Raw genomic sequence first — 26,422 nt, 5'->3', positions numbered from 1 at the left:
CCTAGGTCAATCGGACGTATCGGTCTTCGGCCTGCCAGAAGAACAGGAACCCAACTGCAAATAGTCCAAAGGTCCAGGCGCACAGCGAGCCCCACTCGCTAAGGGACGGTATGGTGTCGTAGATAGCGACGTTACGTACTGCGCTTAGGAACTCATACGCCGGATTATGACTCATAATTTGTTTCACTGTTGGTATGTGATCGAAACGGTCGAGCGTAAACATGACGCCTGACAAGAAGAACCAAGCTTGCGTAACCAATGGCACTACTGCTTTAACATCAGGTATCTGAGCGCACACACGAGCTCCGATCATCAAAAGACCACAACCGAAAATGTGGATCATTAAGAACAACGGAACAACGAAAATCACTTTCCAAGAAGGCACCGTATGCCATTGGAGTAGCAATGCGACGACAATCGAAACAGCAGCAGGAATCAGGTTATCGATTGCTGAACGAAGCGTTTGCGAAAACGCCAACGAAGCTGTTGGAAAGTTGAATGCACGGATCATAGCCCGATTTGAGGGAAGCAAACTTGTGCCTTGAGACAGCAGGCCCGACATCATTGGCATAAAAGTAGTGCCAATAAATAAGTAGCCAACAAAGTTAGGCACACCGCGTGATGTCTTGAAGAGGACACCGAACAAAAAGCCGTAAAAGACAACGTTAAGCAATGGGTTGATAACTAGCCAAAGCTTCCACAAACGATAATCACGCGTCGTACGAAGCGCCTTTGAACGAGCATCTGCCCAGATAAAATGTCGGCGCTCCCATAGCTGGAGCACATAGTCTTTCAGCGATGGACGCGTCTGAAGCGGTGTCAGTCGCCCCTTATCAACGATAATTACTGGGCCGTCGTGATTCTCGATATCTTTAATTCGCTGCTGGGTTTCGGCCTGACGCGAACGCTGCGAATTGGATAGGTTGAGCTTCATTCGTCACCAATCCTTTCGTTCGTTGTAGGGGTCAACTATGCACGATCCGTGCTCGCACTTGATAGAACTCTTAAGATGATACCCGCGAAGGGTTAGCTTAGGCCTAACCGCAAGCATTATTGACTCATCCCCGTTTCGATGATGGTTCGCAGCGCACTAACGACCGAGGAAAAGTCACCGGCTCCTGAGCGATAACGCATCTGTTGCTTCGAAAGCGGCGAGTCTTTAGTAAGAATTCCCCAAATTGGAACTCCGGCGCCCGAATAATCTGCAAACTTCGAAGGCAAGAACGGATTTACCGCAAAATCAGTGCCTGATACATCAGTGTCGTTAACAAGTAGAGCGTCGAATTTCTGTGCAAGGTTTAGGAATTCCAAGTACGGCAAAGCCGCATTGACTATTACTTGCTCTGGTGCCCCTAATGCCCAGAGCTGTGCCTGCGCTTTCTCTGGATTCGGACAAAAGATATGCAGACGAACTACCTGACGGAGGTCTTCAGGTAGAGCTGTGATCGCCTTCACAACGTCACCAACACCGCGATTTTCATAGAAGGATCCGAAGTATCCCACATGTACGCGGTGCTCCTCTATCTTATATTCCGACTGCACAAGTTCGTACAAGCCGGAATCGGGCTGCGATTGAGCCAAGACCGTCGACTTAGAGAAGAATTGCTCTCTCAGGTGTTGTGGATACGGTGCCAACATCAGTTCTCGCTGTACTTCATTGGTAAAGACCAAGGTATCGGCAGCGATGAACGTTGCAGCTTCAGTCAAAGCAAAATGCGAATCTAGCGATTGCGTATCAATTCCAGCGCGTGAGACCAGTCGTCGCAACCTCATGGTTACGGGATGCGGAGAGATCTTTCCCTTGCGCTGCTGCCCTTGCGCGTCAAGGCGCATGGGATCTGAAAACTCTGCTTCCCAAGTAACGGACGGATGCCGAAGCTTAAACAAAACGCCTGCGACATGGGAGCCCGACCACATCGACCGGGAATACATTGATTGATAGCCACCCTGCTTTCGCGAAAGCTTAGAAGCACGACGAGCTGCGTGAGTGGCGAACGAGCAAATCAAAAACCAATTGCTAAACGACGGCGTGACGTCTAGGACTTCGCGATGCCCAACGAATTGCTCCACCATCAACAACGAGCTGGAGTCAATGCTTCTTACCTTGGACATGTTGGCAGAGAAGACATCAACGAGCTCGCCTTGCTCACGAATTCGCTTTGAAGCAACATTGCCGGCAGTATCTGAAAACGGCGGGAAGCAATAAGAGAACACGACACGGGATGCAGCTTCCGCGCGCAACCCAGCCCAAGGAAGTCCAGATACCCCAAGCTCAGTCGCCAGCTTGATCGCATCGCCAGTGTGCTCCGGAAAGCGCGTCAGATAGTCTCTGACAAACGAAAACTGGGCGTCAACAAGCGCATTGCGCGCTACAGTCGTGGGAGATTGGTCATAAGGATGGGCCGCCGCTCGAATCCTAGAAATACATTCGAGCCTTTGCCGCACCGCAAAGTCAAAGTCGATTTTTTGGCGAGACACCGAATTCGGAGTCATCGTGCGGAGATAGCGAGCACCGTTAAGGTCCGAAGGAATCCGGAATGTGAGTGCAGGAAAGTCAAGGAACTGGGCAAAGAAGACGACATCTTCCCCTGACCGAAGATCTTCTGCAAAACGCAAACGAGTGGCAACCTCGATGGGAAACACTTTCGAAGCATTAAACCCCAGCAACCACGGAGCAGCGTGTAGAGGGACAGTCTTTCCTCGCAGCCCCATGATTCGAGCATCCAAAGAATTTGAAGCAAGAGCGGTACCGTCCGAATCGACGTCTTGAATTCCTACAACCGCAATGGCCGCAGGTCCACACGCAGACCAAGCTCGCTCTAAATACTGCGACTCCAGCGCATCATCATCGTCGAGGAAAGTTACATACGTACGGGACGCGAGTGTCAGACCGAGGTTGCGGGCCCGACCCGCCCCATTGCGCTTGGAAACTACGCACACAACTTCAATTTCAGGATGCGCTGCCCGAAAGCTCTCCACGATGGTGCGCGAACGATCGGCTGCGCCATTTAGCACGACGATAAGCTCAATGAGTGCATCAGACAAGGTCTGCGCCGCAACGGATTCGAGGCTCCGAGCAAGGGTTTCGGAATTATTATAGGAAGGAAGAATCAGACTGATCCCTGGTGTACGGGTCATCGAATTTTCTCCAGAATCTTGTACAGCGTAACCACGACCTGCTTTGGCAGACGTTGCTTGAGTGGCTTGGCCAGAGGGGCAATCTTCAAGATGAGCTGACTTCTAATGCTCGGGAGCGCATCTGCTTGGTTCGCAGTGCCCCTGCCCTGGCAGGCACTAGTTTGCTGCTCTCCGAAAGGAGAGTGGAACAACTGTAGCGACCGAGAGAGAATTTCTTCGCGTGTATCTGCCAAGTCTTCAGAGCATGTAGTGTGTTTTTCCAGTTTGAGCCATACGCAGTCTCCTGCTCGAGACGCACCATAAATGACGAGGGAATCTTCTCGTGCGAGGGCGGCATTTAAGATGCCAACAGTTGCGAGCCCTGCGGCGGGCAAGAGCCAATACGCATCCACGCCGCTAGTGCTTAGCCATCTTTCGACCGTCTCCGTGGCCCCATCAATAGGATGGCCGTCAATACTCGAAGGGCCAGAGCCTAGGACGAGAAGCCGGTCTCCCCGTTTGGGTGAATGTGGAATATCATTTGGGGAAGAAAGTACACTCACTTCGCTTCCGATTGCCCCTAAGTGGACTGCGAGTGAGTCATCGAATTTGAGGAGCCATACGTGTTGTCCTGTAGGTATAACCTCGGCTTCTCTCATTGAACAAATGCGCATTAGTCCTCGCTTACGATGCCAGCGATAAAGTCAAGTAGCCGTTGTGGAACGACTTCATCGCGCTCATTTTTTACCCAGTTCTTCCCTGCCCTGTTTGTATTTAGCAGGGAGCGCTCGGCCGATAAGTGAGCCCACAGTTCAGCAAGCTCCTCCGGCGCTTCAGGAGTAACAACGTGGCCCGCGTCCAAGTCCTCAATTAGGTCCGCGCACTCGCCCTCCACTGCAGCAGAGATATGCAATCCTATGCTCATAAGCTCATAGGTCTTTGAAGGAATGGTACGGGTAAGCGGCTCCCACCTTGCCAAATGAACAAGTGCCGTATCCGCCCATTCATAGTGTTCTTCAAGATCCTCTGCTGCGGCGCGGTGTCTAAACTCCACGTCCACGCCGAGCTTCTCGGCTAGATCGTGCAACTCATTCCATGCAGCCCCATCGCCGACAAACCTGAGCTTTACTGGCACTCCAGTATCTTGTGCCAAACGGGCAGCTTCAAGAGCATTTCCGAGTTTTTGGGCGCGGCCGAGCGTCCCCGCGTAAAGGACACGCAGCGGTTGGGTGTCCTCCTGTACGCCTCGTTTTTTATAGGTCGTGCGCGGAGGAAACACATTGCGGATCGTTGTCATCGACTGCGTCGAAGAGTCGTGCTCGATGCGGAGCCATTCTTCGAGCTTTTCCGAAGTCGTGATGATTCCGTCAGCCTTCTTCAACACACGATTCATTGCCTGTTCAGTAAGCCAAGACAACGACTGTAAGAATCCGTGACGGGCGATTCGTTCTCGCAGTGAAGGTGCGCCAGTGGCCGAATTCCAATCATCGCTGACATTTAAGAGCGCAGGCCACGCATCACGAAGATCGATGACATAAGGCTTTCGGTACTTCTTCGCAATTGCGCGAGTCACCACCGAGGTAGGCAAAGCTGGGACTGTGCCGATAACCAAATCAGGAGAATAGTGTTTTAGTTCTTTAGGAATACGAACTGGAAACACCATCATCGACAATGCTACTGCGGCCTGGTTGAGAATACGACTGCTCAAAGAACGCCCAACTGGGAAGTACCCAGTTCGAACAACCGTCTCCTCGTTGGGTCCTTTTTCAAGATTAAAGCGGTTCCACGGTCGCGCCGATTGCAACCATTCGCGTATGGAAACTGAACGCTCATAATGAGCTGGCGGGCAGACAACCACCACTTCATGACCATTGCGTTGCAAGATTCGAGTCAACCACGCCCATCGCCGCTGAGGTACACCGTTTTCAGGTAACCAATACTGGGAGAGAACTAGGATCTTAATGATTCCCACCTCGCTCCATTGTTATATTTGCGGCACTCGAAACTCGCTCGAGTATATCAGAGCCGCTACTGACGGTACGCGATTACGACGGTCTACTAGCTTTCCTAAACTCACGGAGCGCTCTTCTATCTTTCTTTGATGAGGGCGACACTGTGGACCTTAAAAGGGATGCTGTGCGCACCAAATGGCAGAAATTTCAGCCCGTGAAGCCGTACTCCTTCAGGCAAGAAGAAATCAATATTCGTGGTCGAAAGTCCAGGAACCGACTCCAGATAGCAATAGTGGCCAATGATTTTCCAGCGAGAATTACCAATGCCTTTAATGCGTAAGTCACGTGGAATCGCGTTTCCATTTTCATCCCGCAGGTCTAAGGACACGACAGCAGCCCGTGAGGCCGATCGAGCGGAAAAATCATGTTCCACTACCAATCGAACTTTGCGTAAAGGAACGGGAATTTCCAGACTATATGGCAAAACAACGCGCCGAGATTCCCCTTGGATGACCTGCCATTCTCCTTGCTGCATTATCGCCGCCACATGCGGGAATTGCTGCTCCACAAAGTCTAAATCGCTAACCTCCGGCAACCGGGCCAAAGAGTTCATAATTTCCGACATGGATTGTTCTCCGCCGGTACGCAATCCGCTATCTTGCCCGACGTGATTCAAACGCACATAGCTCAGAGCACGCGAATCCAGAATGACCGGCCCTCGCCGGTCCGCCATGTTATGTGCCCCGCTTCGAGGCTCAATCAACCGACCGTCTTCGCTGCGACGGCAAACGTCGAGCAATCCGAGCGAGTACATCGGCCAATGGGAAACGCGTAAAAATGAGATCTCCTCGGAATCATAAATTGCTTCGATTCCGAGTGGAAGGCTGACTACCATTCCGGCAAATGGCTCAGCGATATAAGGCGCCACGTTATTGAAATAGTCTCGGGCCACGACGTCGTCATCATCAATTCGATAGCGTCCGTACGTCTCCCCTACAGCCACATGCTGCTGTGCAATCTCATCTAAACTGCAGCCCCAATTACCGTCAGGCTGCTCATCCAAATAAACGAAGGGGAAACGCTCAGCCGCTTCGTGCAGTCCTTTCTTAAAACGTTTAGGTAGCGATTCCGAATAGGACACCACATGAATCAAATCGATCCCAGCTTGGACACGAGCATCACTAAGAGATGCCAAAGTTAACTCAGTAAAGAGTTTCTCACGCGTACGCAGACGTTCAGGATCATAGAGCTTCTTCTTATAGGCATTAACGCTGTCTTCACCTGCCGAAAGATGCCACGAGTTAGTTTCTGGCAAACATTGGCTGAACCGAGTGCGGCCGATAAAAAACACGTTTTATTCCTTTCCCACCAACACGTGGTCCGCGTGACAGCCGTAGCTAACGACACGCCCGCTGCGCTTCAACGCGTCGTCGTTAATGTCCCAAGTATGAGCGCCTTTACCTCGGTATTGGATGTAATTGAAGCGATCGGCCGAATAGATCCGACCACCAGACTCCTGGACATCCCGCAAGAACTGCGTATCTTCGCCCTTACCCAACTCCGCAAACGGGTGAGCTTCAAATACTGATTTCCATCCGGTCAGCGTAGCTCCAAGGACGAGATCTACCCAGGAGTGTTCATTCCACTCCTTGCGCAAGACAAATTCGTTCGTCGACTCGAGGTAGAGATAAGCAGCTTGTTTGCCAACGATATCCGCTCCGGAAAACCGCAGTGCGTTAATTTGATCGTGCAGGTAGTACGGCCCGTAAATATCATCGTCGTCCATCTTCGCGACAATGTCGCCGTGCGCATGCGAGACAAGCTGGTTTAGACATGACCCCAAAGACTCAGTCGCAGGCGCATAAAAGAAGCGTACGGCGCCATAGCCATCTACGTCCACTACGTCCTCCGCGTGGAAACCATGCGTGAGTACCAATACTTCGTAATCCACCTCGCTTTGCCCAAGCGCTTGCTCTAATGCTCCGGCAAGGCGTTCAGGCCGGTTAGTCGAGATGATGACACTTGCAGAAACAGAACCAACTACACGAGTATCCGCCATAATTCCCACTGCCTTGAGAATCTTGGCGGCTCGATGCGTATATGTGTGTGCATCCCAAATGACTCGCTGCGCTCGATGAACTTGCTTAGCACGAGCCAGGTCAGAACGCACCGCGCTTTCGATGACGGCTGCAGCATGCTGTGTATCATTGACGGTGGTAATTTCCTGATGCGGGAAAAAAGAATCGATGCCCTGCGCGGGAGTACTAATTACCTGACCACCACAGGCTGCGATCTCTAAAACACGACGCGAAAACATCGTTGTACTGTCAGTAACGGTATTGACGTTTAAAAATACCTTGAAAGCGCGATATGCCGACAGCATCTTGGAATAAGGCAATGCACCGACCACCCAATCCGTCAAGGGCGCCGGAAACTGATATTTTTCATCGACGTCTTCGTTGCGGGAGTAGATAGTCAGGGAGCTATTGAGGTTTTCGCACGCCTCGGCTCCAGCACTCAGGATAAGCCGTTGTGCCTCTCCGCGCTCAGGAAACTTTTCGCGGAAATAGGTGCCAGCAAAGCATACGGAACCGCGCCCATATTTCGTACGATCACCGTCGCGGATAGGACTATGAATAGCAGGCTGTACCGCAAAAGGAATAACATCGACATAAGAATCTGGAATTTCTTCTCGATATTTTTCTACGCTGTCTGCATCTGTGGTGAAGACGAAATCAAACAGCCTCGCTGACGCAATAAAGTCATCAAAATGAACAGGATCTTCCTTATTCCAGAACACCGTCGGGATTGCGCGCCTACGGCATTCTGCAACTAGTTCTTGAAGCTCCTCCGAGGGAGCTTGGCTGCCGACAACTTGATACCGCCAAGCACCACTATTTCCCTGCCAAGCCGACTCGACAAGCAAAAGATCGATTCCAGTTTCGACTTGCTCGCGCCACTTCTGGGGCTGCAAATCTACGGTGCTGAATTCATTTCCCCACGCCAAATGAGAGAAATCATCAAGAATAACTCCCACGGTCACAGCCTCGAAGGGCTTCTCTCGGCGGGCATCTACCGTGTATTCGGGAAAAGCGAGCGGATCAAGTCCCCGACGCTCGCTGCGCACAACATTCTGAAGTGCCACGCGGTCCTCCTCGTTCTCTGAGGACTCCAATCGCTTACGCTCCTCAAGCTCGAGGTATCGATTCAGTTGGCCTAAGCCACCGTGCCGAAAGTGCCAAAAGGCGGTACGCAGCTGCTTAACGTTCATGGTGCCTGTGTTACCTCAATTCTCGTCAAGATAGGCCCTGTTAACCATAGCCCTTCTGCAAAGAGGTGTGCACTAAGATTCGTGACATGGCTTTCGTAAGGAATTATTCACGCTACTCAGCCAACGTCGTATTGCATCGAAATTTCGACGCATTCCTCGACGAGCCCGTCCGTAGCGGAATTAATGTGATCGATTGTGGACAGACGCTATTAGAGCTGCATATTCAGGATCGCAATGCCGCTACTACTCTGGTCGTATTTCATGCGGCAGCAGACCTATCACAGACGTCCCTCCCGCTGTTTACTGGCGAGCGCCTTACTGAAGGATCGGAGGCAAACATCGTGTTTGTTTCCGATCCCATGCTCGAACGCGGCTGCGGAATTGGCTGGTTTACAGGAGATAATGACTGTAAATTCCAAGCAAAGCTAGTGGCAATCCTTCAAAAAGTGCAAAAGGATCTCGATGCATCGAACCTAATCTTTTACGGCTCCTCAGCCGGTGGCTTTGCAGCTTTGTATTATTCGTACCAATTCCCTAATTCTTTGGCAGTGGTATCGAACCCGCAAACAAACATCGCCGAATATCACGAAGCCGCTGTTAAGCAATACGCACAAAGAGTCTGGAAGAGTGACGATATTTCTAATGCCCTCGCGACAACAGATCTGGTGCCCCTTTACGCGAAGTCGTTTCCTAACTACGTCGCTTATCTCACCAACGAGAAGGATGAGTTCCATAACAGCCACCACCTAGCCCCCTGGGCTCAAGCCACGGAAGATTCCGCCGAACGTCGACGATTCCTTGTTGGCGATTGGGGCGATGGACACGCTTCTCCACCACTGTACGTCCTCAAAGGCGTAATCGACTTTGCTATCGCTGTAAACGGTGAATGGGAGGAGTTCTTCGCCGACGATGAGTTCTCGACTACTTACTCGCTTTGAGCAAGACCGAGAACAAACTGACGAACGTCTTCACAGGCTTCTTCGTCTTTCGGCGTATACCGTTCAATGCCCGCCGCACGTAGTTGTTCCTCAAGTCGCGCCATGAGCGGAGCTGGATAGTTGCGATAAAGGCGCTTATCGGCGCGAAGCATGAATCCCAAGTCCAGTTCACGCGCTGCTGGCAGTAGCTTGTTTTCAGCGCCGCTCACCATGCAGGTTGCAAGGTCTGGTCGCCCAAGCCAGGCAACGGTGAGCGCACTTAAGTCAACAACAAACCTTTGGCCTACCTTGTACTGAGGCTTTTCGGGATGAACCGGCGTCGGTAATGGCTCTCTGTCTAGACCTTCGAAAGTACGAAACGCCTCCACAAGAGCCCACTTTCGCACCTGTTTTTCCTCTCTCGGCCCCGCCAAAGAACTAAAAGATTCCGCGATAAGTTCTGGCGCGAAGTGTTCCAAGACCCTGACTGTTCCGACTTCCGATAGCCCCTGCGCCACTGGCGCATTTCTCAGACCAGCTGCCGCAAACGGAGGGAAGGTGGAATTGCGTTCATAGGGAGTGTTTCGTTGCAGTCGTGTCGATTCCAAAATGGCACCAAACGAGCAATAGGCCGCGTTCAAAGAGTCGGCGGCCAAAATACTTCCCAAGCCCAAAAAGGACCAGGAGTTTTTACGTAGCGGGGTCTCTGTAATGTTCGTTTCGATGACCAATGGGTCAAACTTCTTGAAGAACTGTCGTTCCCGCGCAAACCGTCCCCCGAAATCAAGGGAGACCAGCTGGTGGTTTGCGGGCAAAAGATAGCGGGAGGCCAGTGAATCGAAACCACCTGAAAAATTCAGGATCACCTTGTTACGCAACTCTGACTGGCCAACATCCCTCAGGGAGGGTTCGCTAGTCCCCACGTGCGATTGAGCCTCAACCTCCGATTTAGTCCAGGCTTCGATTGCTTGTTGAGTTCCCGATGCAACCGGAAATACAAACTTAATCCGATCAAACGCCGCTCCGCACAAAGTGGAGGCTGCCAATGCGAGTGCATCCCCACTGACTTCTAATGGCCTGCTAAAGCGAAAATGCACATCCAGACGTCGCTCCGGCAGGCGCGACCGGACCGCCCGCATCAAACGCCCTGATACAGACTTGCGATACGTCAGGTTCGTCCGCAGCACGATGGCTTTTGAATCCCAACGCAACGGCTCGAAGCAAATTTCACTAGGCATAACCCTAGATTAGCTAGATTTCTCTGCTTTCCGTGCACGACATTTCGAAGGCTTTAAAACGAAGATTAATAGGCGATCACCTGGCGATTTGCCTTGAACGCACCCCACTAATATAGTTACTAAACGTCGCACAGAGCGGTTAGCGCATAGCACCTCTCAAAACGACGATCTTATTCCTCCATAGCTCAGTTGGCAGAGCATTCGACTGTTAATCGAAGGGTCACTGGTTCGAGCCCAGTTGGAGGAGCAGATAATTTACCCCCTTCTACCAGTAAAAACGCTGGTGGGAGGGGGTTTCTGCGTTTTAGGCTATACCGTGGTTTCCCGTGGTTTCCGGTGGTTTCCTGTCACAAATGCAGCGGAATTGCATGGCCGTTTTGGGCCCTAAAACGACGAAAAGACCCCCACCCCGCTAGGGGTGAGGGTCAGTCTAAAAATCATTCTCTAACTCGTCGGGTATGGGCATGTCGGCGACGCTTTCCGGGTGCTTTAGCCGCCACTGGCGAATATGGTTCACCGCGATAAAGTACCGACTTTTCCACACCTCCAACTTGTCGCGCAGCTCCGCAATTTCGCCCCGCATCTCCGCAATGGACTTGTCGCGGGCTTCCAGCTGCTCATTCGTCCACTCACGGATTGACTTGGTAAATGATTCCCACTCAGGGCCGCGAGTCTCTAATTCCGCTTTCTTCTTCTGGTTCTTCTCGGTCAGCACGCTACCAATCACGGTTCCGGCCACGCCGATTATGGCGACGATGATGGTAGCCAATGGCCCGTCTACGGGCATCATCGTCACCTCCCGTCTACGATTTTCAGCTCACTGGTCTGGTCGCGTCCGTAGGCGTAGAGGGTCATGGCGGCGATGCCGATGTAGCCGAGGGAGGATACCCAAGCGCGGGGCAGGTCGCCGAGAATCGTGGCGAAAATGAAGCTCAATGCCCACATGGAATGCAGGCCCACGACGGCCCCGACGGCAGCGGGAACCAGCTTGTGCCACCTGGCAGCGCACACGCACAGCAATCCCATGAGAAGCCACACCACCGCCCACGAGGGCGGGTTAAGCACACTCTCCATAAAATGCGTCGGCTTGCGCTCCGGGTCCACTAGTAGCGGCGTGTAGGACATGCCGCGAGCGATGGAGAGACTGCCGAGAATCATCAGCCCGGCAGCATCAGACACGAGCCACCGTGCAGAGCGGCGCTTAAATCTTTCCCAGTCCACGGCTCACTCCCCTGCTGTGGTTGGCCCAGTGTAGACCGGCAAAGTGGCAGGCGCGTCTGGCTCTGGTGTGGCGGGCTGCTCGATGACTACACCTACTGGGGCTTCATCAGATTCACGGCCCGTATTCACGGCGGCGAGGAAACCACCAATGAGTGCGGCTAATCCGCCGGTTTGGCCGAGCCAGCCGTCCACCTCGTCAGGGCTGACGATGCCGAAGGCAACGAGGGCCAAGCCTACGGCGGCGACCACGACGTACACGGCTAGGCGTATCCACCATGGGGTGCCGATGACGGCGCGGGGCTTTGGTGCGGGATTGGTGTAGTGGCGTGCCATTAGCGTTCCTCCATAATCTTCTTGTAGTACATTTCAAAGACCTTCACTTTCTCTTCCTCGGTTAGTTCATGCCGGTTTACGTATGCATGCGCACGCGAACAGGCTAAGCAATTCCGATGCCCATTCCTTTTCGCCCATCTCACTAGATTTGGCTCTGCCAAAATATGACCTCTAGGGCAATGCGTCTTACGGGTTTCTACGTGCGTTCCGTGACGTACAGAATCAAATCTGTTCTCACTCACCGTTCCGTATTTCAAGTTTTCGAGACTGTTATTTGCTGGGTTCCCGTCCAGGTGGCGCACCTCCATACCTTCTGGACATGGCCCAACAAAGGCTGCCAAAACTAAACGATGCACATACCAAACTTCGCGCTTCTGGTGACCTGACCTGAGCTTGACGCTAAAATGGCTCCCGTTGCTACGCGGTGGCATTGTCTGACCTTTAAACCTTTGAGGGACACCATCTGAACCGACTATCACTCGGTCTAGGCTTCTCACATTTCCGAAATTTGAAACTTCGTATAAGCCCTCATAGTTGGGGATGGGTTTCCAGATTTCGGCATCAAAAAGGGTAGGCTGATTGGCAGCCATAATGCACGCTCCTATCGTGTCATTGTGGTTAGGCCCGTGTCGGTGTTGGTAGCACCTATACGGGCCGTTCTTATTTACCATTATAGCAGGTCAAGATGGTTATTTAGAGAGTCTGTCCACCTTCTTTTCAATCTCCACGAGTTGGTGGCGAATACTTGCCACGGCATCGACAAGGGTTAGGTTGCGGCCTTGACTGTCCTGCCCTAATTGCGGCCAGCCCTTGCCGCCCGGGCCTCGTAGCTGCCGCCAGATTTCTTGGATAGCGTCAATCTGCGGCCCAAGGTAGCCGCTAATCCAGTCGGTGAAAAACTTTGTAGTAAGCATGTCTCCTGCTTCCTCATGTTGTGCTGCTTTTACTGGTGCGGCGTACGCGTAGCCCTTTGGTGGGATTAGGCTTGCTAGCTGCTCGTGGCTAATCCAATAGCCGTATGGGCTGAACCCGCTGTCTGCTACCCAGTAGCGGCGCCCGCCTCCGTCTTCGCCATAGCCCATGATTGCGATGTAGTGATACACCGTTCCGCCGCCGTAGGCGGGACTAATGGTCGACGGGGCTACCGCACGCGGGTAGTTCGACGGCGGGGCAACAATGTTTGCTACCACGCCATGCCCGCCATTGATCGAGCCGGTGATGTCTTCCCACAGCTGCTGCTTTTGCGCTGCGCTTGGCGGATCGTTAGGCATTTCGCGCACTTTGTATCCCGCGCCTGGCATGTACTTATTGAGTACCGGGGCGATGAGCCCGATCCAGTCGGTGCCGCCGGTGTCTGTTCCCAGTTGTGCGCCGAGGTCGGCTTCCGAGATGAGTTTGCCGGTCTTTGACCTAATCACGGTCTGCGAGCTGGCCGGGCCGCAATTGTAGTAAGTGTCCTGGCGTACTTGGTCGCGCTCGTAGTCGAGTACTTTTTCCACGGTTGGTTTACCTCCATCGGGTAGTAGGCGTGCCCCAAATGTCAGAGCGCGTTGGTAGCGGGCGCGGCGATCCGACAAGCCGTTGAGGCCGCCGTTAATAGCTCGTGTTGCTCCCTCTAGGTCGCCCGCGTCGGCCAGGGCGTTGAGCTGCGGGCGCGCCGCCGTCCAGTAATAGGTTGCGGCGAGAAAACCCCAGTGAGGTTCTTCGAGCTTTTCCGGGTGGGCTTCGAAGTCAATATCCGAATGCCCCTTGGCGCGTGCCCAGCGGGTGAAAGCACGGTAGTTATTCCGCCCGGTCAGCTGAATAGGGCCACGTCCTGCGAAGCGCACCCCGTCGCCGGGGTAAACGTTGCCAAGGTCGCCACGCCCCTCGTACTCCGCACCGCTAGCAATCTCCCGCATGTAGAGCAGACCTACAGACTCATGGCCGAGCTGCGCACACCACATAGCAGCACGCTTAACAGTAGTGATATTCGCGGCCCGCATCGCATTATTAAACCCCTTGATGAGGCGCGTATATCCACCATCAGGCAGAGTGCTGCCCATGACCTCACGGAGTGTCTGCGCATCCATAATCCATTCTCCTTTGGATATGCGAAGACCCCACCGGCTTTTCGCTGATGGGGTCGAATAGGTCTGGGGTTTTGTCGGGTGGGTATTCAGGCAGGGCGGTGTGGCCGTAGCGGGCGCGATAATGCTTGCCGTCGTGCTCGTACTCCATCCCGTGCATCACGAACATGCCCGGCTCCCACGTACTCATCACAGCTTCTTCCACAATGCCGGGACGCCGGACGGCTCCCAACCAGCCTGAGTAGTATGCGGCTGGATTACCTGGTAGGTGGCACCGTTGTAGGTGTACTTCTCACCCACCTTGACGCTGAGGCCCGGCTTCCATGCGGCAGTACCGCTCGTCGGCTTCTCGGATTGAGTCTTGGGGGTGATGTCCTCCCCGATACGCCCGTCAAAGCCCAATGTGCCTGGAACCCAGTGATTCAGACCCTTGTGGGTGGAGCGTACGAGCTTGCCCTGGTAGCGGACAACATCACCATAGTGATACATAAGCGAATGCGTGGTGCCTGGGTCGCGCCATTCCGGCACCCGTGCCGCGTCCTCCTTGGCTTGCTCTTTGGTCGCGGCTTCTGGCTTTTCCAGTTTGCCTGCGTCTTGTAGCTCAGTAATGATTTCCGCCTGGGCCTGCTCGATGGCGGTTTGGGCTTGGCGGCGTTCGTGTTCGTCTTCGACTATCCAGTTGAGGAACGTTTGCCAACTTTGGGCGTCGAGTGCTTGTACTTGTTGCTGCAGTTCTTCCATGGTGGTTCTCCTTTAGTTTTGGACGGTGATTTTCGTGATGGTGGTCGCGCCGGTATCCCACGGGTGGATTTCGATCCCCTCGATGTAGTAGCCAGGGTCTAGTGTGATCTTCTGCCCGTTTTCCGTGTCGGTTAGGTACTTGTAGGCAGTGCCTGCGCCGCTTGTAGTTGTCCACCATCCGTCCATACTTCCCTTGTAGCGGGTGCCGAGGTAGTTAAAAATGCAGGGCTGCACTAGACCGCCATTAGTGCCCGGGGTGGCTTGACTAATGTTGATAGTTACCGTGCCGTACATGCGGGGCGTAACGATAACAATTTTGCCCTTGCTCAAATCGTGTGAGCCTTGAAACACCGTGACAGGTGCCGTTAGTCTTGCAAGTTTCTGCTGTAGTGCCAACACGTCCACCTGCGCGGCCTTACTAGACAGGGCAGTATCCACGTAGCTCTTGTCTGCTTTCTCCCCGACAGCTCTGTCCACATACAGGCGGGATGTGGCGGTATTTTGAGACCCATTGTCCCTTACTATGAGTACGCCGCCGCTGGCGTATTTCGCTATCTTCCCCTCGGAGAAACCCACCTCTGGCAGGTCTGAAATGTCCGCCATTTTGTGAGTGTGCGACGATGGCGGGAAGCTGGTGGGCTTGCCGGTTACGGCATCCCACGTGGAAGCTCCAGAAGTACCCCTATCGCCTTTAGGGCCTGTAAGCGATGGGCTGGTTTTGCCGTTGACGGTGAGCTTGTCCCCAGACCACGAGGTACTGTTGGCGATGTTTGCGGCGCGGTCAGCATCCTGCTTAGCGCTCGTGGCACTACCCGCCGCCTGTGACGCGGACGCAGCGGCAGCACTAGCAGACTTCTCCGTACGCTGCTCCGCTTGGGACAAAAACCCCGCAATCTGATTAGCTGACCAAGAGGAATTACTAGCCCTACGGGCAGCATCCTCAGCATTAGTCTCAGACTGCTTCGCATTACCCGCCGCCGTCTCAGCACGGGTAGCACCGTCCTGGGCTTTCTTCGCGTTCGCTACTGACGAGTCCACCAGTTGTACGGCTTGGGCGGCGAGTTTCTCAATTTCGCGTTGTGTGGCATCGTCTGCGATTTTGGCGGCGCTCACGACCTGCCGCAGCGTTTGCGTACTAGCGTCGCCTACGAGGATGGGGATAGTGTCCACAGCGCGGCCCTGCGAAATAAGGGCCAACACCGCCGGCCCTGACACCGCAGTAAACGACACCTCCCCACCATCCACCGGGAAGCGGTCATTCCCCGTCGTGACCACACCCTCCAAGTGAGTACGCACCTCACGAGCACGCAACCACACCTCACTAACCTGCGCCGCACGAGACGACACAAACAACAAATTACCCTTAACAGTAGGCATTAGACCTCCTCAATCCACGTACCAGTAAGCTCCGCACTCTTCACACGACGCCCCGCCGACAACGTTGCTGTCGAAAACACATCCACCTTTATCGTTTCCCCCGCATACACCGTCACATTAGACACCATCACAGACATCCACCGCTCACCATCACCAAAAGCCGTCGCCGGACCCAACCCAGTCATGTTGTACTTCTTCAAAATACGGTCACCAGCACGAATACGAATACCGTAATTATCGTCATGCGTCGCAGCCTGCCACGTCACCTTCAAACGCAACGACACATTCTTCACAGTCTTAGACGGCGTATCAGCAGACATCACATACGTCCACGAACTACGGCTAATATCCCAGCCCCCACCAGACTTATTAACAGAAACCTGCTTCTTCGTCGCCGCAGCCCAGCGAACAAAAACAAGGGCGTGATCCGGATTAGCTTGAATCTTATAACCAGTAGAGCTTGTCGCAAGAGTGCTCACAACGCTTCGGGATGGAGCTAATTCTGTGCCCCCTGTCGTCGTGGAACCAATAGAGTTGAACCACTGAATATTGAACATGCTGCCACCCACCATTTCGGTGATGATGAACTCCCAACCGGCCCCGCTGGATTGCTTTTGAACTCTGACGTTCGGGTCTGATGTTCCGGCTGGGGTTGCCATCAGCTCACGGATCTGTCCTTGGGATTCTTCCGCCATTTGCTGCTGCACGGCGGTAAGCTGCTCAATCTGCTCGTTTTGCTGTGCGTCTAGCTGTTCAGTGAGCCGCCTAAATTCCTCGTTCTGGGCGTTGATTTGTAGCTGCTGCGCCTCAAACTTTGAACGCGCCTCGTTGATTTTTTCTTGCTGGGCCTGCCACGCATCATTAGACACCCATTTAATGTTGTTGATGTCGTTGTAGGCGGACTGGGCGGCAAGTGTGAGCTGAACAGCCTTGTTGAAATTGTTCTGATTCTCCTTAGACCAGAAATTCACCACCCGCTGCGTGGCAGGGTCAACATAATTCTTCGCCTCTTTTACCAGCTCACCATAAGCCTGCAAATCCGTCGTGAAAGACTGGGACAGGTCACTAATAGCTTTTTGGCGGGCACGAGCCTCCTCAGAATCCGCCAGGGCACGAGCCTGCGCCTCCGCAGAAATCGCCTGCTGACGGGCCGAAGACTCCGAGGAAATCGCAGATTCACGAGCCTTACGCTCCCTCGCCACAGCATCATCAAGCGTCTTCTCCAACTGGCCGCGCAAATCCGTGCCAGCCTTCTCCCTTGCTAACTGCTCCTGGCGCAGCGCCTCCACACGCGCCTGCTGCTCCGCCGACAGACCATTCTTCAACTCCTGCCGCCACGTATCACCAAGCTGCGTCAGCGCCTTAGAATAACGCTCATACGACGCCTCAAAATCACGCGACAACCGAGACTCCACACCCGAAACAGCCGCATCCGCATACGCATCAGAACGCCGCGACTCAGCAGAAATCGCAGCAGTGCGGGCCCGTGACTCCGCATTCACCTGCCGCAAACGCTGCCGCTTCTCATTCTCAATCTGCCCCAAAATCTCATTATTCGCCCGCCGCCGAGCCTCACTATCCGACGCCACCTGACCACCCACATGCACACGCACGCCACGCAGCCCACCATCCACTGACGATTCCAAATCACCAGCAGTCACCGGCAACCGTAGGTAATTCCCCCACACCCGATAACTCACGATATCGTCCAAGCCGAAATCCCGCCCCAGCTCGAACCCATTCATCCCGGCGCGAGAAATATCCCGCTCCACATACACATCACCCTCGGAGCGCTTCTCCGTAGAATCAATCGCCAGCTCAAGGTCAGAAGTTTGCGCCTCAAGGTTGATAGTGGCGTCCTGGCGGATAAACCCGAAATCAAACCGGCCCATCTGCTGCCCAGGGTTACGGGCAATGTAGCCATTCTGAATACGGTCTTCATCAACCTGTTGCTCGCGCCCGTCAGGGATGACCACATCGAACTTGCCGTACGAGTAGAACGCCAAACGGCGTCCCATGGTCACGCTTCCACCATCAGATGACAGAACTACGTGGTCTTTAACCGACACCTACTCCACCTCCAAAGTTTGCTGTACGCGCACCACCATCGTCGGGCTCACCAGGCCCAATCCCGCCACGGGCGCATCACCCGGCAGCCACAACTCAACGTTCAATGCAACACCTGACGCTATGGCCTGCGCGGAGACCTCCTCCAAGACTGGGCGGTCAGTGGGGCGGATTAGAATGTAGGGCGATTTCACTCCTGATGGGGTGGGGTCGACCACCATCGGCGGAGATTCCACTACCTCCGGCCCCATCGCCTTCCACGTGGCTTCCAGCGACTCGGACACCAGCCGGCGAATCACCGACTCGGCTTCCCCGTCGACAGTGACACCATCGGCCACCGTGACCAGTTTGAAATCCTGCAGGTCACGCGGCTTGGAGAACATGACGCCTACGTTCTCGGGACCTGCCCAGTCTCGAGTGAATGTCGTCCACTTTCCAGCTACGGTTGTGGGGGCAGAAAAGCAAGGCACGAGGGCCAGCTTTTTCAGCAAATCAACGCCATTAATCTCAATCATTGATGGGAGCTCACAGCCAGCTTCTGCGGCAACGTGCGTGACTTGGTAAACACGGCGCACATCCTCACGTTCCACAAGTACGTAACGACTAGCGTCAAGCGAAGTGGTCAGAGCCTTGCCCTCCGCGTCCAAGTCAAGCCACGAACCACGCGCCGAGGAAAGCCCCTGAGCTACGAGCTCATCGCAAATAGGATGCACACTGCCATCCAAAGCGCGCACCGACAACTGCATCCGCAAAGACGTCGGCGCATTCTTGGTTTGTGGTGCTGTCATGGTCACCACTGGTGGGCAGTCCATCAGTGGCTCGCAGTTCTCATCCAGCAGGCCAACGTACTGCCCCTGGTCGGCTACCACCTGGGCGCGGTGGAGTCGGTAAGAATCCCAATCTACCGCCATGGGTCAAGCACTCCTATCTGCCACTCAAGCGTGGCACCTCGCGGTACTTGGTAGGTGCGCTTCTCCCCTGCAGGAACACCCTCCGGGTACGCGCCACGCATCTGTTCCCGAAGCTTAAAATCCGGTGCACCGTCCTTATCGGTGACGAATCCGGCCTGAGACATGGATAGCGACACAATTCGCTCTCCTGTGCCCCTCGGTAGGGTAAGTTTCGCCCCGGAAGGAAGAATTACAGTGCCGAGAGACCCATTCCACCTGATTTGTGGCCATACAGTAAGGTCTCCCCAATTCGTCACTGTGACGTCACCCGTGGCGGACTGCCAATCCGTCCACCACCCACACCGATCCGCCACTAGCGGCACCTGCACATCACGTACAAGACCACCAGACGTAGGGTCCTCATCCGGCGCAGGAATAGGCCCAGACAACCGAACCCCAGCAGAAAGAACCTGCGAAGGCGACTCCACCACTAACGTGCCCAGCTTCGTACGTGAGAACCCAGAACGAAACTCCGCCCACACCGAATCAACATCCGCAGCATCATCACCACGAACAAACACAGTCAACGTGCCAGTCATCGGCTTAGGCTGAAAGGAATCAAGCGACTGGCCAACATCGCCCACGCGAGCGATCGTGACATCATCACCATCACCCACCAGGCCATCCACGCCACCGGACTTAATACCAGCCAGCCACTCATCACCCATGAGCACCCACTCGTGCCCCTCCGGCGAGTAGTACCGAATCTTGTACCGATTCACCTACAAACCTCCCATATTCCTAAATCCTGGATTCCGCAAAGCGATTACCGTCAGCAGTCGACAACGGACGCGCCGACAAAGACAGCAACAGCTTGTTAATGCCACCCACTGCGGCGGCAAGCTGCTTACCTGTCTCCGTATTCGCACCCGTATCATTCCGGGTCAACGTGACGAGCTCTTGCAGGTGCTTGTTCGTGTCGCTGATGATTCCCATCTGCTCCACGTGTGCCTGCGAAGCTCGCTCCTGCTCCACCTTCGACGCATCCTGCAGCGCCTTAATCACACCCTCATTCTGGGCCTTAGCCAGGTCTTGCTGCAGCTTCGCATACTCAAGATTCGACTCCAGAACATCCTTCTTGGTGATGTAATCGACTTCATTCTGAGCCTTGAGCATGTCCAGAGCGAGCTGGTCGCGGTCCGTCTGCCGCTGCAAGGCAGCCGTCTGGTCCTCCGACTCGCGCTGCAACTTGTCAATCTTCCCAGCCACTGCGTACTGCAGAGAACCAATCGTTGCCTCGGTAAACTGGGCGCCCAAGTCAGCACCAGCGGTAGCCATCTCCGTGCCATACTGGCCGGACAAAGCACCACCGGCGACACCCAAAGCTGCACCACCAGCAGAACCAAGAATGATGCCGGCCTTGGAACCACCATCAAGGTTCTTCCAGGCCTCGCCCATCTCCTTTTTGTTCTGATGAATGTCAATGCTGCCCTGAACAGTGTCCTTGAGCCCACCGAGGGCTAGACCAGCACCAGCCAACGCACCCAGCGGGCCACCAGCCGCGAAACCAGCAACGCCGGCGAGAATGCCGCCAATGAGCTTGCCAATACCACCAGTGACCTTGCCTACACCGCCGAAGCCACGGGCAGCACCCGAGGCCTGATTAGCGGTCATTCCATACAACTGCGCGGCCTGAGCCTGCAGCTGCTGGGTCTGCAAAGTCAGCATCTTTGCCGCAGCCGTCTGAGTCAGAGTTGCCTGAGCAACATCGAGCTGCGCCAACGCCTGCTGACGCGTTGCTTCAAACTCATCCAGCGCGGCCTGGGCGCGAGCTACCTTAACGCCCCACTCCGCGGCCTTAACCTCCGCAGAGTTCTCAATTACCGACTCAGAGACTTCCTCAACAGCGAAAATACCGGTACGGCGGAAGCGGTCCATCGCACCAGACATTGCCTCAATGGAGGTCGACCCCATTCGAGCGGCGGCGTCGCGGGCGTCCTCAAGGTCTGCCTCAGCTTCAGCAACAGACAATGCACCGCGAGCCCTCGCCCGCGCCACATCCTGCTCACGCAACTGCAGCTCCGCCAAAGAACGCAAACGCTCAATGGCATTGGTCTGCTGCTGCATTTCCATCTTGGAGACCTCTTGACGAGTACGCTCCACAATGCCTGCAAGACGCTCCATCTCATCGAAGAAATTCGAAATAGAGATAAAGCCCTTGGATGCAGACTCGAAAATAGACTCCGCCATGTCGCCCGCGGCCTTGTAGCGCGATGCTGCCACAGCGCGCTCCGCAGCAATAAGCCGGTCCGACTGGTCTGCGGTTTTCTCACGCGCTTCGCCAAGAGCGTCTTCCGCCTTGTTGACCTTATCCTGTGCAGACTTAACCGCCTTGGCGTTCTTGTTCTTAGACTTCTCCAGAGCATCGTCTGCGTCTTCGCGGGCGCGGGCAAGTTTCTTTTCCGCGTCGGCAATCTTGTCGGGCTTGCCTTCGCGTCGAGCTTTGTTCAGATTCTCCTCAGCATCAGCAAGCTTTCGCTTCTGTTCCTTGGAAAGTCCACCACCTTCCTTTTCTGCTTCTGCGAGCTCGCGTTTAGCTTCGGCCAGCTCCTTTTCGCGCTGTGCCACATCGTCGTTTTCAGCGGCGATAGCACGCCGGGTATCCAGTAGGCCTTGCTCGGCGTCCTGGACTATCTCCGCACTAGCGAGATAGTCGCCGCCAAAGTTTCGGCCGTACTTAACGGCCTGGTACTGGGCACCATCGGCACCCTTGACGAACTGGTTGACCGCGGAGTTAAACGACGCCGCGAACTTTGGCAATACATCAAGCGACCGTTCGTAGGCCACTGTTTCCATTGGGTTGAGGATGCGCTCATCCCGGCCGGACATGTTGATGGCGATGCGGCCATCTTTCATAATTCCGCCGCGGTCGTGGACTCGCGTCCGCTTCTGGAACTCGAGCGCCATGTCGTAGTATTCCTGGGCTTTACCCCAGGAAACAGACTTACCACTCTTGGTCGTATACCCACTGGTGGACGTAGAAGAAATGCCCTCTAGCGGACCGCCCTTATCGTAGGTGCCGTCAACATCGCTGAATCCGATGTCAACACCACCATCAAGGGGAAGGTAGGCGCGGTTGGTGAACTGGCCATTGTCAGCACCGGCTGCGGCGCCGCCGATCTGGCCGTTGCCGCGTCCACCGCCCATTTCTAGGTTGATGCGCTTGCCGTCACCGAAGAATAAGGTTCCGGCTGTGTGGCCGCCCCATGGGCCGCCGTTGAACCAGCCGAATGCCATGCGGGCGCCGCTACCTAGGCCATTCTTAGCACCCATCTGGGATAGGACTTGCCCCTCGTTGCCGGTGGCAAACTTGCGCCCGGCAAGCGGCCAACCAGCAATGAAAGCGCCAATGCCTGACATGGAGCCGGAGCAGTCACCCCAGCTTCCGAGTAGTCCGCCACCCCACACGTAGCTCGCGCCTTCTAACGAACGTGGAGCACGCTTACCATCAACGGTTTCGCCCTTGACGAATTTCAGCACGTCATGGGCGCTAACTCCGCCGTCTGCCATGTGGGTGACAGAGGTGGGGGCTACAGACGAGCCGTCGCGGCGAATCTGGTTGCCGCCAGCGTCCACCAAGCCCAGGCCGAAGATTCCAGCAGTCTCCGCCAGAATCTGCGTCGACCGCTTACGCTTCGACGGAGCATGCGGGATAAACGATTCACCCTGCGTCTCATCTTCAGCCCAGGTCAGCCACCGCCCGCCAGGTTGAATTTGAGCCGGCTGCTGAGACATACGCTGCGCGCCGCCAGCAGCCATAAACCGCTGTGCAGCACCGTAATTCACCAGACCATCGGCAGCATTGTCATGCCGGTGCGTGAAAATATTGACGACCTTGTCCTTGATGCCAGCAAGCCAGCCCTTGACAGCTTCGATGCCATTAGCCGCAGGGCGGTTATTGACATCAATCGTCGGAGTGGTCTTCTTAACCCCCAGCTGGTCTAGCGCCCTGTTGGATAAGGACACACCATTATCCAGCAGCTTCTTATTCAGGTCAGCCTTCGGCGTGGGCGACATCGCACCCAACGCGTCCAACTCACCCTGGGCAATACCCTTGCCGTTTAGGAGATTGTCGATAATCAGCTGTGCCTGCGGCGACGGATTCTCAATATCAAGGGCATCGAGAATCCCCTTCGCTTCACCAGCGGACACCTCAAGCTGGGTGGTGTCCATAAACACTTCTGGCGAAATGTCAGTTTCGCCAACCTCGGACATCAGCTGCGTTATGTGAGAAAGCGCTTCCTCCGCTTCATCGGTGGTCGCGGTGATCTCCATGTTGCCGTTGCCAAGATCCTCCGCCTTAATGTGGAGTTCGTCGAGCACGGCCATAGCTTCATCACTAGCGAGAGGAACCTCAATAGTCTGGCCCTCTTCTAGGTCGTACATCGCCGCGTAAATGGACGCGAGCTCCGACGACACGCCCTCACTGTTGACGTTGACGACAGTCTGAATCTCTTCAGGCATGAGACCAAACTGCTCACGCAGCGACGCAACCTGCTCTTTCGACAGTCCAAACTTCTCCGCCAGCACGTCGAGCGCCGGAGAAATCTGATTATCAAACGTCCCCTGCACGTCACCGCCGTTAACAGCGACGTTGACCATCTGGTCATGCAGAGTAGTCATCTGCTCATAAAGCTGACGAGCAGAATCGTTCGTAACTTCGAGAGAACCGTCTGCATTGAACAGTGCGGCACCCATCTCGTTCGCCGGAACCTCAAGGCTCTGGGTGGACTCGACCAACTTGTCTACCGCATCTGCGGCATCCATCATGGCCTTCTCAGCGTCCTTCGGAGCAAGCCCCATAGCCTGCAGCACCGTCTCAAGCGCGGTCAGCTTCTCCTCGGCAGAGGAACCCGCGTCAGCGAGAACCTCAATGCCGTGGGCAGCCTGCGCCGCAGCCGGGTCGACACGCTGCGCGGACTCAACAAGCCCCTCAACCTTAGCGCGAGCGCCCTCCAGCTGGTCAGCAGCGGCATTACCTGCATTGCCAGACTCACGCAGCGACGAAATCAGCTTCTGGTACTCAGGCCCACCCTTAGCAACAACTTCGCTAAGCGCCTCCATCGGGATATTCGACTTCTCAGCCGCCTCTGATAGAGCGTCGTAAGACTCCTTCAGCTCCTTATTATGAGTTGTTGAAGCCGCTCGAGCCTTCTGTTCCTCACTGGCCATGAGAGGAATCTTGTTCATGAAATTGTCGACCGAAACTGTGGCCATGTTGAGCTTTTCAACAATGCCAAAATCGCGGCCGCCCATTTCAATGAGCTCGGAGAATTCCGCCTTCGCGACCTTGGCGGCGGAAGCCAGCGCCTGGTCGTCCAGTTCGCCAGTTGTACCGGCCAGCTGGGCGCGCAATTCTTGCTGAGCAACAGCAGACTCGCGAGTCGCCTGCGCCATGGCGTTCTGCGCCGCCTCCAACGCGGCCGCAGCGTGCTGCGTATTCGCATACAACGCAACTGTTGCACCAATACCAACAGCGAGAGGGCCACCCAACGCGTTAACCACGTTGGTCACACCAGACTTCAGCCCCGAGAACGCTGCGGCACCAACACCGCTAATCGTGCCCGCCATGCTGGTAACAGATGCCTGTACAGAACGCCCCGCGCTCTGCATCATATAGTCCATCGAGGTAAACGAGTTACCAGCCTTAAGGGCATTTTCCGACGCGGACTGCCCCATTACACGATAGCTAGACGCCAAATCCTTCAGAGGAACTGAAGCCTGAGTATAGGCTTGCGCCATCGACTGCATCGTCTTATTAGTCGACGTACCCGCGTACTGTACCGCGGCGTCGAAGCGGCTAATCTCGCGTCCGGTGTCGGCATAGTAGGCGCGAATATCCTTCACGCCCTGCCCCATCGTCTTGAGTGAATCGACATGGGGCTGAACAACGCCGTTTATCTTGTCAAAGATAGTAGGAACGGTTTTGAACCCCGCCCAAGCGGCAACTGCGGCGGTAACGAGACCTGGATGTTGTTCCAGGAATCCGGTAACTGTTTGCAGTGGCCCAGCTAGGGCTTCAATCGCGCTGCCAGCGGCCTGCAGCAGGCTGACGAATACAGTCCAGGTGCTCACGCCTAGGGCTGCAGACGCCTGCCCCAGAGAGCTAATAATACTCCCGATAGCCGGAGCCAGCTTTTGGCCAGCTTCCCACATCTGTGTGAAAGCGTTCTTGGTCTGTTGCAGCATGGTCTGCGCCTCGGCAGACTGTCCCAATGCGGCGAGGGAACTACCGAACTCTTTAACCGCGGGCACGCCGCGGTTTTGAATCCAGTTCCCGAAGTCCTCCATCACTGGGCCTAGACGGTCGTTCAGCCCGTCGAGAGCAACAGTTACGGCACCGAATCCGTCCTTAGCTAGGCCGAAAAATGGCTTGAGCGTGGTAGCGCCGACACGTCCGGCTGCGGCTCCCATGTTGGCAAGCGCGCCGGAGAAAGTGTTACCCATGTCTTGGGCGGCACCACCCATACCTTCACGCATGGCCTTCTCAAAGGTAGCGAAATCTACCTCGCCGTTTGAGACCATGTCCGAGACTTCAGCGGAGGTAACACCAAGCTGGTCTGCTAGGAGCTGCAGCACCGGAATACCAGCAGACATGAGCTGTAGCATGTCATCACCCTGGAGCTTGCCGCGGGCTGCGACCGAACCGAAGATTAGACCCATGTCCTCCATGGAGCGGCCAGCAATCGCAGCTGTATCACCTACGGTGGTAAGCGTCTGCTCAAGCTCCTTGCCCGGCTTAATTCCAGCAGCCACCATCTGTGCAGACACAGACGCGGCTTCCCCCAGTCCGTGAGCCGTGCCTTTTACAGCAGCCAGCGCATTGTCCATCACGCCGGATACAGTTTCGGCGCTGTTGCCCAGGCCCTTGAGCTTCGCCTCGGCGCCCTCAATAGCCTTCAGGCGGCCGAAGCCCTTTGTTAGGCCAGCGGCAATTGAACCGCCGGCGGCGGTACCGATACCGATGGCAGAAGCTTTGAGCTTCCGGCTGATACCGGAAGAAAGTTTGCTGCCCATAGAGTCGCCGGACTTTTCGACCTGTGGCTCAGCAGCACCCAGGGCCTTTGCAATGCCGGGGGAGATTTTGGAGACTTCTGGGACGATACTGATGTATCCGACGCCGAGCTCGGCCATGAGCGATGCCTACCTTTCAAAGGGGGGGTACACGG

The 26,422-nt window shown here is 55.1% G+C and carries 19 protein-coding genes and 1 tRNA gene; 2 read left to right on the top strand and 18 right to left on the bottom strand.

Going from position 1 to position 26,422, the window contains the following annotated elements:
- Position 1 precedes the first annotated feature (1 nt).
- The 5 genes from ACLI1L_RS04155 to ACLI1L_RS04135 form a co-directional block, all read right to left on the bottom strand.
- Positions 2–934, bottom strand: coding sequence for an ABC transporter permease (locus ACLI1L_RS04155; protein ID WP_288820062.1), 933 nt, complete (start codon positions 932–934; stop codon positions 2–4).
- A gap of 116 nt (positions 935–1,050) precedes the next feature.
- Positions 1,051–3,138: a glycosyltransferase gene (locus tag ACLI1L_RS04150; RefSeq protein ID WP_288820063.1), complete on the bottom strand. Its 2,088-nt coding sequence runs from the start codon at positions 3,136–3,138 to the stop codon at positions 1,051–1,053.
- A gap of 652 nt (positions 3,139–3,790) precedes the next feature.
- The gene (locus ACLI1L_RS04145) at positions 3,791–5,089 is read right to left on the bottom strand and encodes a glycosyltransferase family 4 protein (RefSeq protein WP_411708147.1); all 1,299 of its coding nucleotides are present in this window, start codon (positions 5,087–5,089) and stop codon (positions 3,791–3,793) included.
- Positions 5,090–5,205: 116 nt separating this feature from the next.
- Positions 5,206–6,420 carry a glycosyltransferase gene (locus ACLI1L_RS04140; RefSeq protein ID WP_411708146.1) on the bottom strand — a complete coding sequence of 405 codons (1,215 nt, stop codon included), beginning with the start codon at positions 6,418–6,420 and terminating at the stop codon, positions 5,206–5,208.
- Between the two features lie 3 nt (positions 6,421–6,423).
- Entirely contained in the window at positions 6,424–8,214 is a 1,791-nt protein-coding gene (locus tag ACLI1L_RS04135; RefSeq protein ID WP_411708145.1) for a glycosyltransferase, read from the bottom strand.
- A gap of 212 nt (positions 8,215–8,426) precedes the next feature.
- Here ACLI1L_RS04135 and ACLI1L_RS04130 point away from each other — a divergent pair, with 212 nt between their 5' ends.
- Complete coding sequence (locus tag ACLI1L_RS04130; RefSeq protein WP_411708144.1) at positions 8,427–9,278, top strand: hypothetical protein; 852 nt, start codon at positions 8,427–8,429, stop codon at positions 9,276–9,278.
- Here ACLI1L_RS04130 and ACLI1L_RS04125 read toward each other — a convergent pair.
- A complete protein-coding gene (locus ACLI1L_RS04125; RefSeq protein ID WP_411708143.1) occupies positions 9,266–10,495 on the bottom strand; it encodes a hypothetical protein in 1,230 nt (409 codons plus the stop codon). The two genes, ACLI1L_RS04130 and ACLI1L_RS04125, sit on opposite strands and share 13 nt — an antisense overlap.
- 174 nt (positions 10,496–10,669) lie before the next feature.
- Here ACLI1L_RS04125 and ACLI1L_RS04120 point away from each other — a divergent pair.
- Positions 10,670–10,742 (top strand) — tRNA-Asn (locus ACLI1L_RS04120).
- Between the two features lie 183 nt (positions 10,743–10,925).
- On the opposite strand, the gene ACLI1L_RS04115 is transcribed toward ACLI1L_RS04120, so the two are convergent.
- The 12 genes from ACLI1L_RS04115 to ACLI1L_RS04060 all read right to left on the bottom strand — a co-directional run bounded on the left by ACLI1L_RS04115 (position 10,926) and on the right by ACLI1L_RS04060 (position 26,387).
- A complete protein-coding gene (locus tag ACLI1L_RS04115) occupies positions 10,926–11,285 on the bottom strand; it encodes a hypothetical protein (protein WP_411708142.1) in 360 nt (119 codons plus the stop codon).
- Between the two features lie 2 nt (positions 11,286–11,287).
- Positions 11,288–11,716 carry a hypothetical protein gene (locus ACLI1L_RS04110; protein ID WP_411708141.1) on the bottom strand — a complete coding sequence of 143 codons (429 nt, stop codon included), beginning with the start codon at positions 11,714–11,716 and terminating at the stop codon, positions 11,288–11,290.
- A 3-nt stretch (positions 11,717–11,719) separates the two neighbouring features.
- On the bottom strand, positions 11,720–12,049 hold the full coding sequence (locus tag ACLI1L_RS04105) for a hypothetical protein (RefSeq protein WP_411708140.1): 330 nt from the start codon (positions 12,047–12,049) through the stop codon (positions 11,720–11,722).
- Complete coding sequence (locus tag ACLI1L_RS04100) at positions 12,049–12,639, bottom strand: NUMOD4 motif-containing HNH endonuclease (protein ID WP_411708139.1); 591 nt, start codon at positions 12,637–12,639, stop codon at positions 12,049–12,051. The genes ACLI1L_RS04105 and ACLI1L_RS04100 overlap by 1 nt, the downstream gene beginning before the upstream one ends.
- A 99-nt stretch (positions 12,640–12,738) precedes the next feature.
- Entirely contained in the window at positions 12,739–14,121 is a 1,383-nt protein-coding gene (locus tag ACLI1L_RS04095; protein ID WP_411708138.1) for a C39 family peptidase, read from the bottom strand.
- On the bottom strand, positions 14,099–14,308 hold the full coding sequence (locus ACLI1L_RS04090) for a hypothetical protein (RefSeq protein WP_411708137.1): 210 nt from the start codon (positions 14,306–14,308) through the stop codon (positions 14,099–14,101). The genes ACLI1L_RS04095 and ACLI1L_RS04090 overlap by 23 nt, the downstream gene beginning before the upstream one ends.
- Positions 14,308–14,859: a carbohydrate-binding protein gene (locus ACLI1L_RS04085; protein WP_411708136.1), complete on the bottom strand. Its 552-nt coding sequence runs from the start codon at positions 14,857–14,859 to the stop codon at positions 14,308–14,310. Before ACLI1L_RS04085 ends, ACLI1L_RS04090 begins: the two co-directional genes overlap by 1 nt.
- Positions 14,860–14,871: 12 nt before the next feature.
- On the bottom strand, positions 14,872–16,236 hold the full coding sequence (locus tag ACLI1L_RS04080) for a hypothetical protein (protein WP_411708135.1): 1,365 nt from the start codon (positions 16,234–16,236) through the stop codon (positions 14,872–14,874).
- Positions 16,236–18,254 (bottom strand): hypothetical protein, encoded by a 2,019-nt coding sequence (locus ACLI1L_RS04075; RefSeq protein WP_411708134.1) that lies wholly within the window; start codon positions 18,252–18,254, stop codon positions 16,236–16,238. Before ACLI1L_RS04075 ends, ACLI1L_RS04080 begins: the two co-directional genes overlap by 1 nt.
- 51 nt (positions 18,255–18,305) lie before the next feature.
- Positions 18,306–19,214 carry a hypothetical protein gene (locus ACLI1L_RS04070; RefSeq protein ID WP_411708133.1) on the bottom strand — a complete coding sequence of 303 codons (909 nt, stop codon included), beginning with the start codon at positions 19,212–19,214 and terminating at the stop codon, positions 18,306–18,308.
- Complete coding sequence (locus ACLI1L_RS04065) at positions 19,205–19,975, bottom strand: hypothetical protein (RefSeq protein WP_411708132.1); 771 nt, start codon at positions 19,973–19,975, stop codon at positions 19,205–19,207. The genes ACLI1L_RS04070 and ACLI1L_RS04065 overlap by 10 nt, the downstream gene beginning before the upstream one ends.
- A 19-nt stretch (positions 19,976–19,994) precedes the next feature.
- Positions 19,995–26,387 (bottom strand): tape measure protein, encoded by a 6,393-nt coding sequence (locus tag ACLI1L_RS04060; protein ID WP_411708131.1) that lies wholly within the window; start codon positions 26,385–26,387, stop codon positions 19,995–19,997.
- Between the last annotated feature and the right edge of the window lie 35 nt (positions 26,388–26,422).

This window comes from Corynebacterium sp. LaCa117 (assembly GCF_046717765.1).
GTDB lineage: Bacteria > Actinomycetota > Actinomycetes > Mycobacteriales > Mycobacteriaceae > Corynebacterium > Corynebacterium kefirresidentii.
Note: the sequence above shows the minus strand (reverse complement) of the source record. Positions and strands in the feature narration are given on the sequence as shown.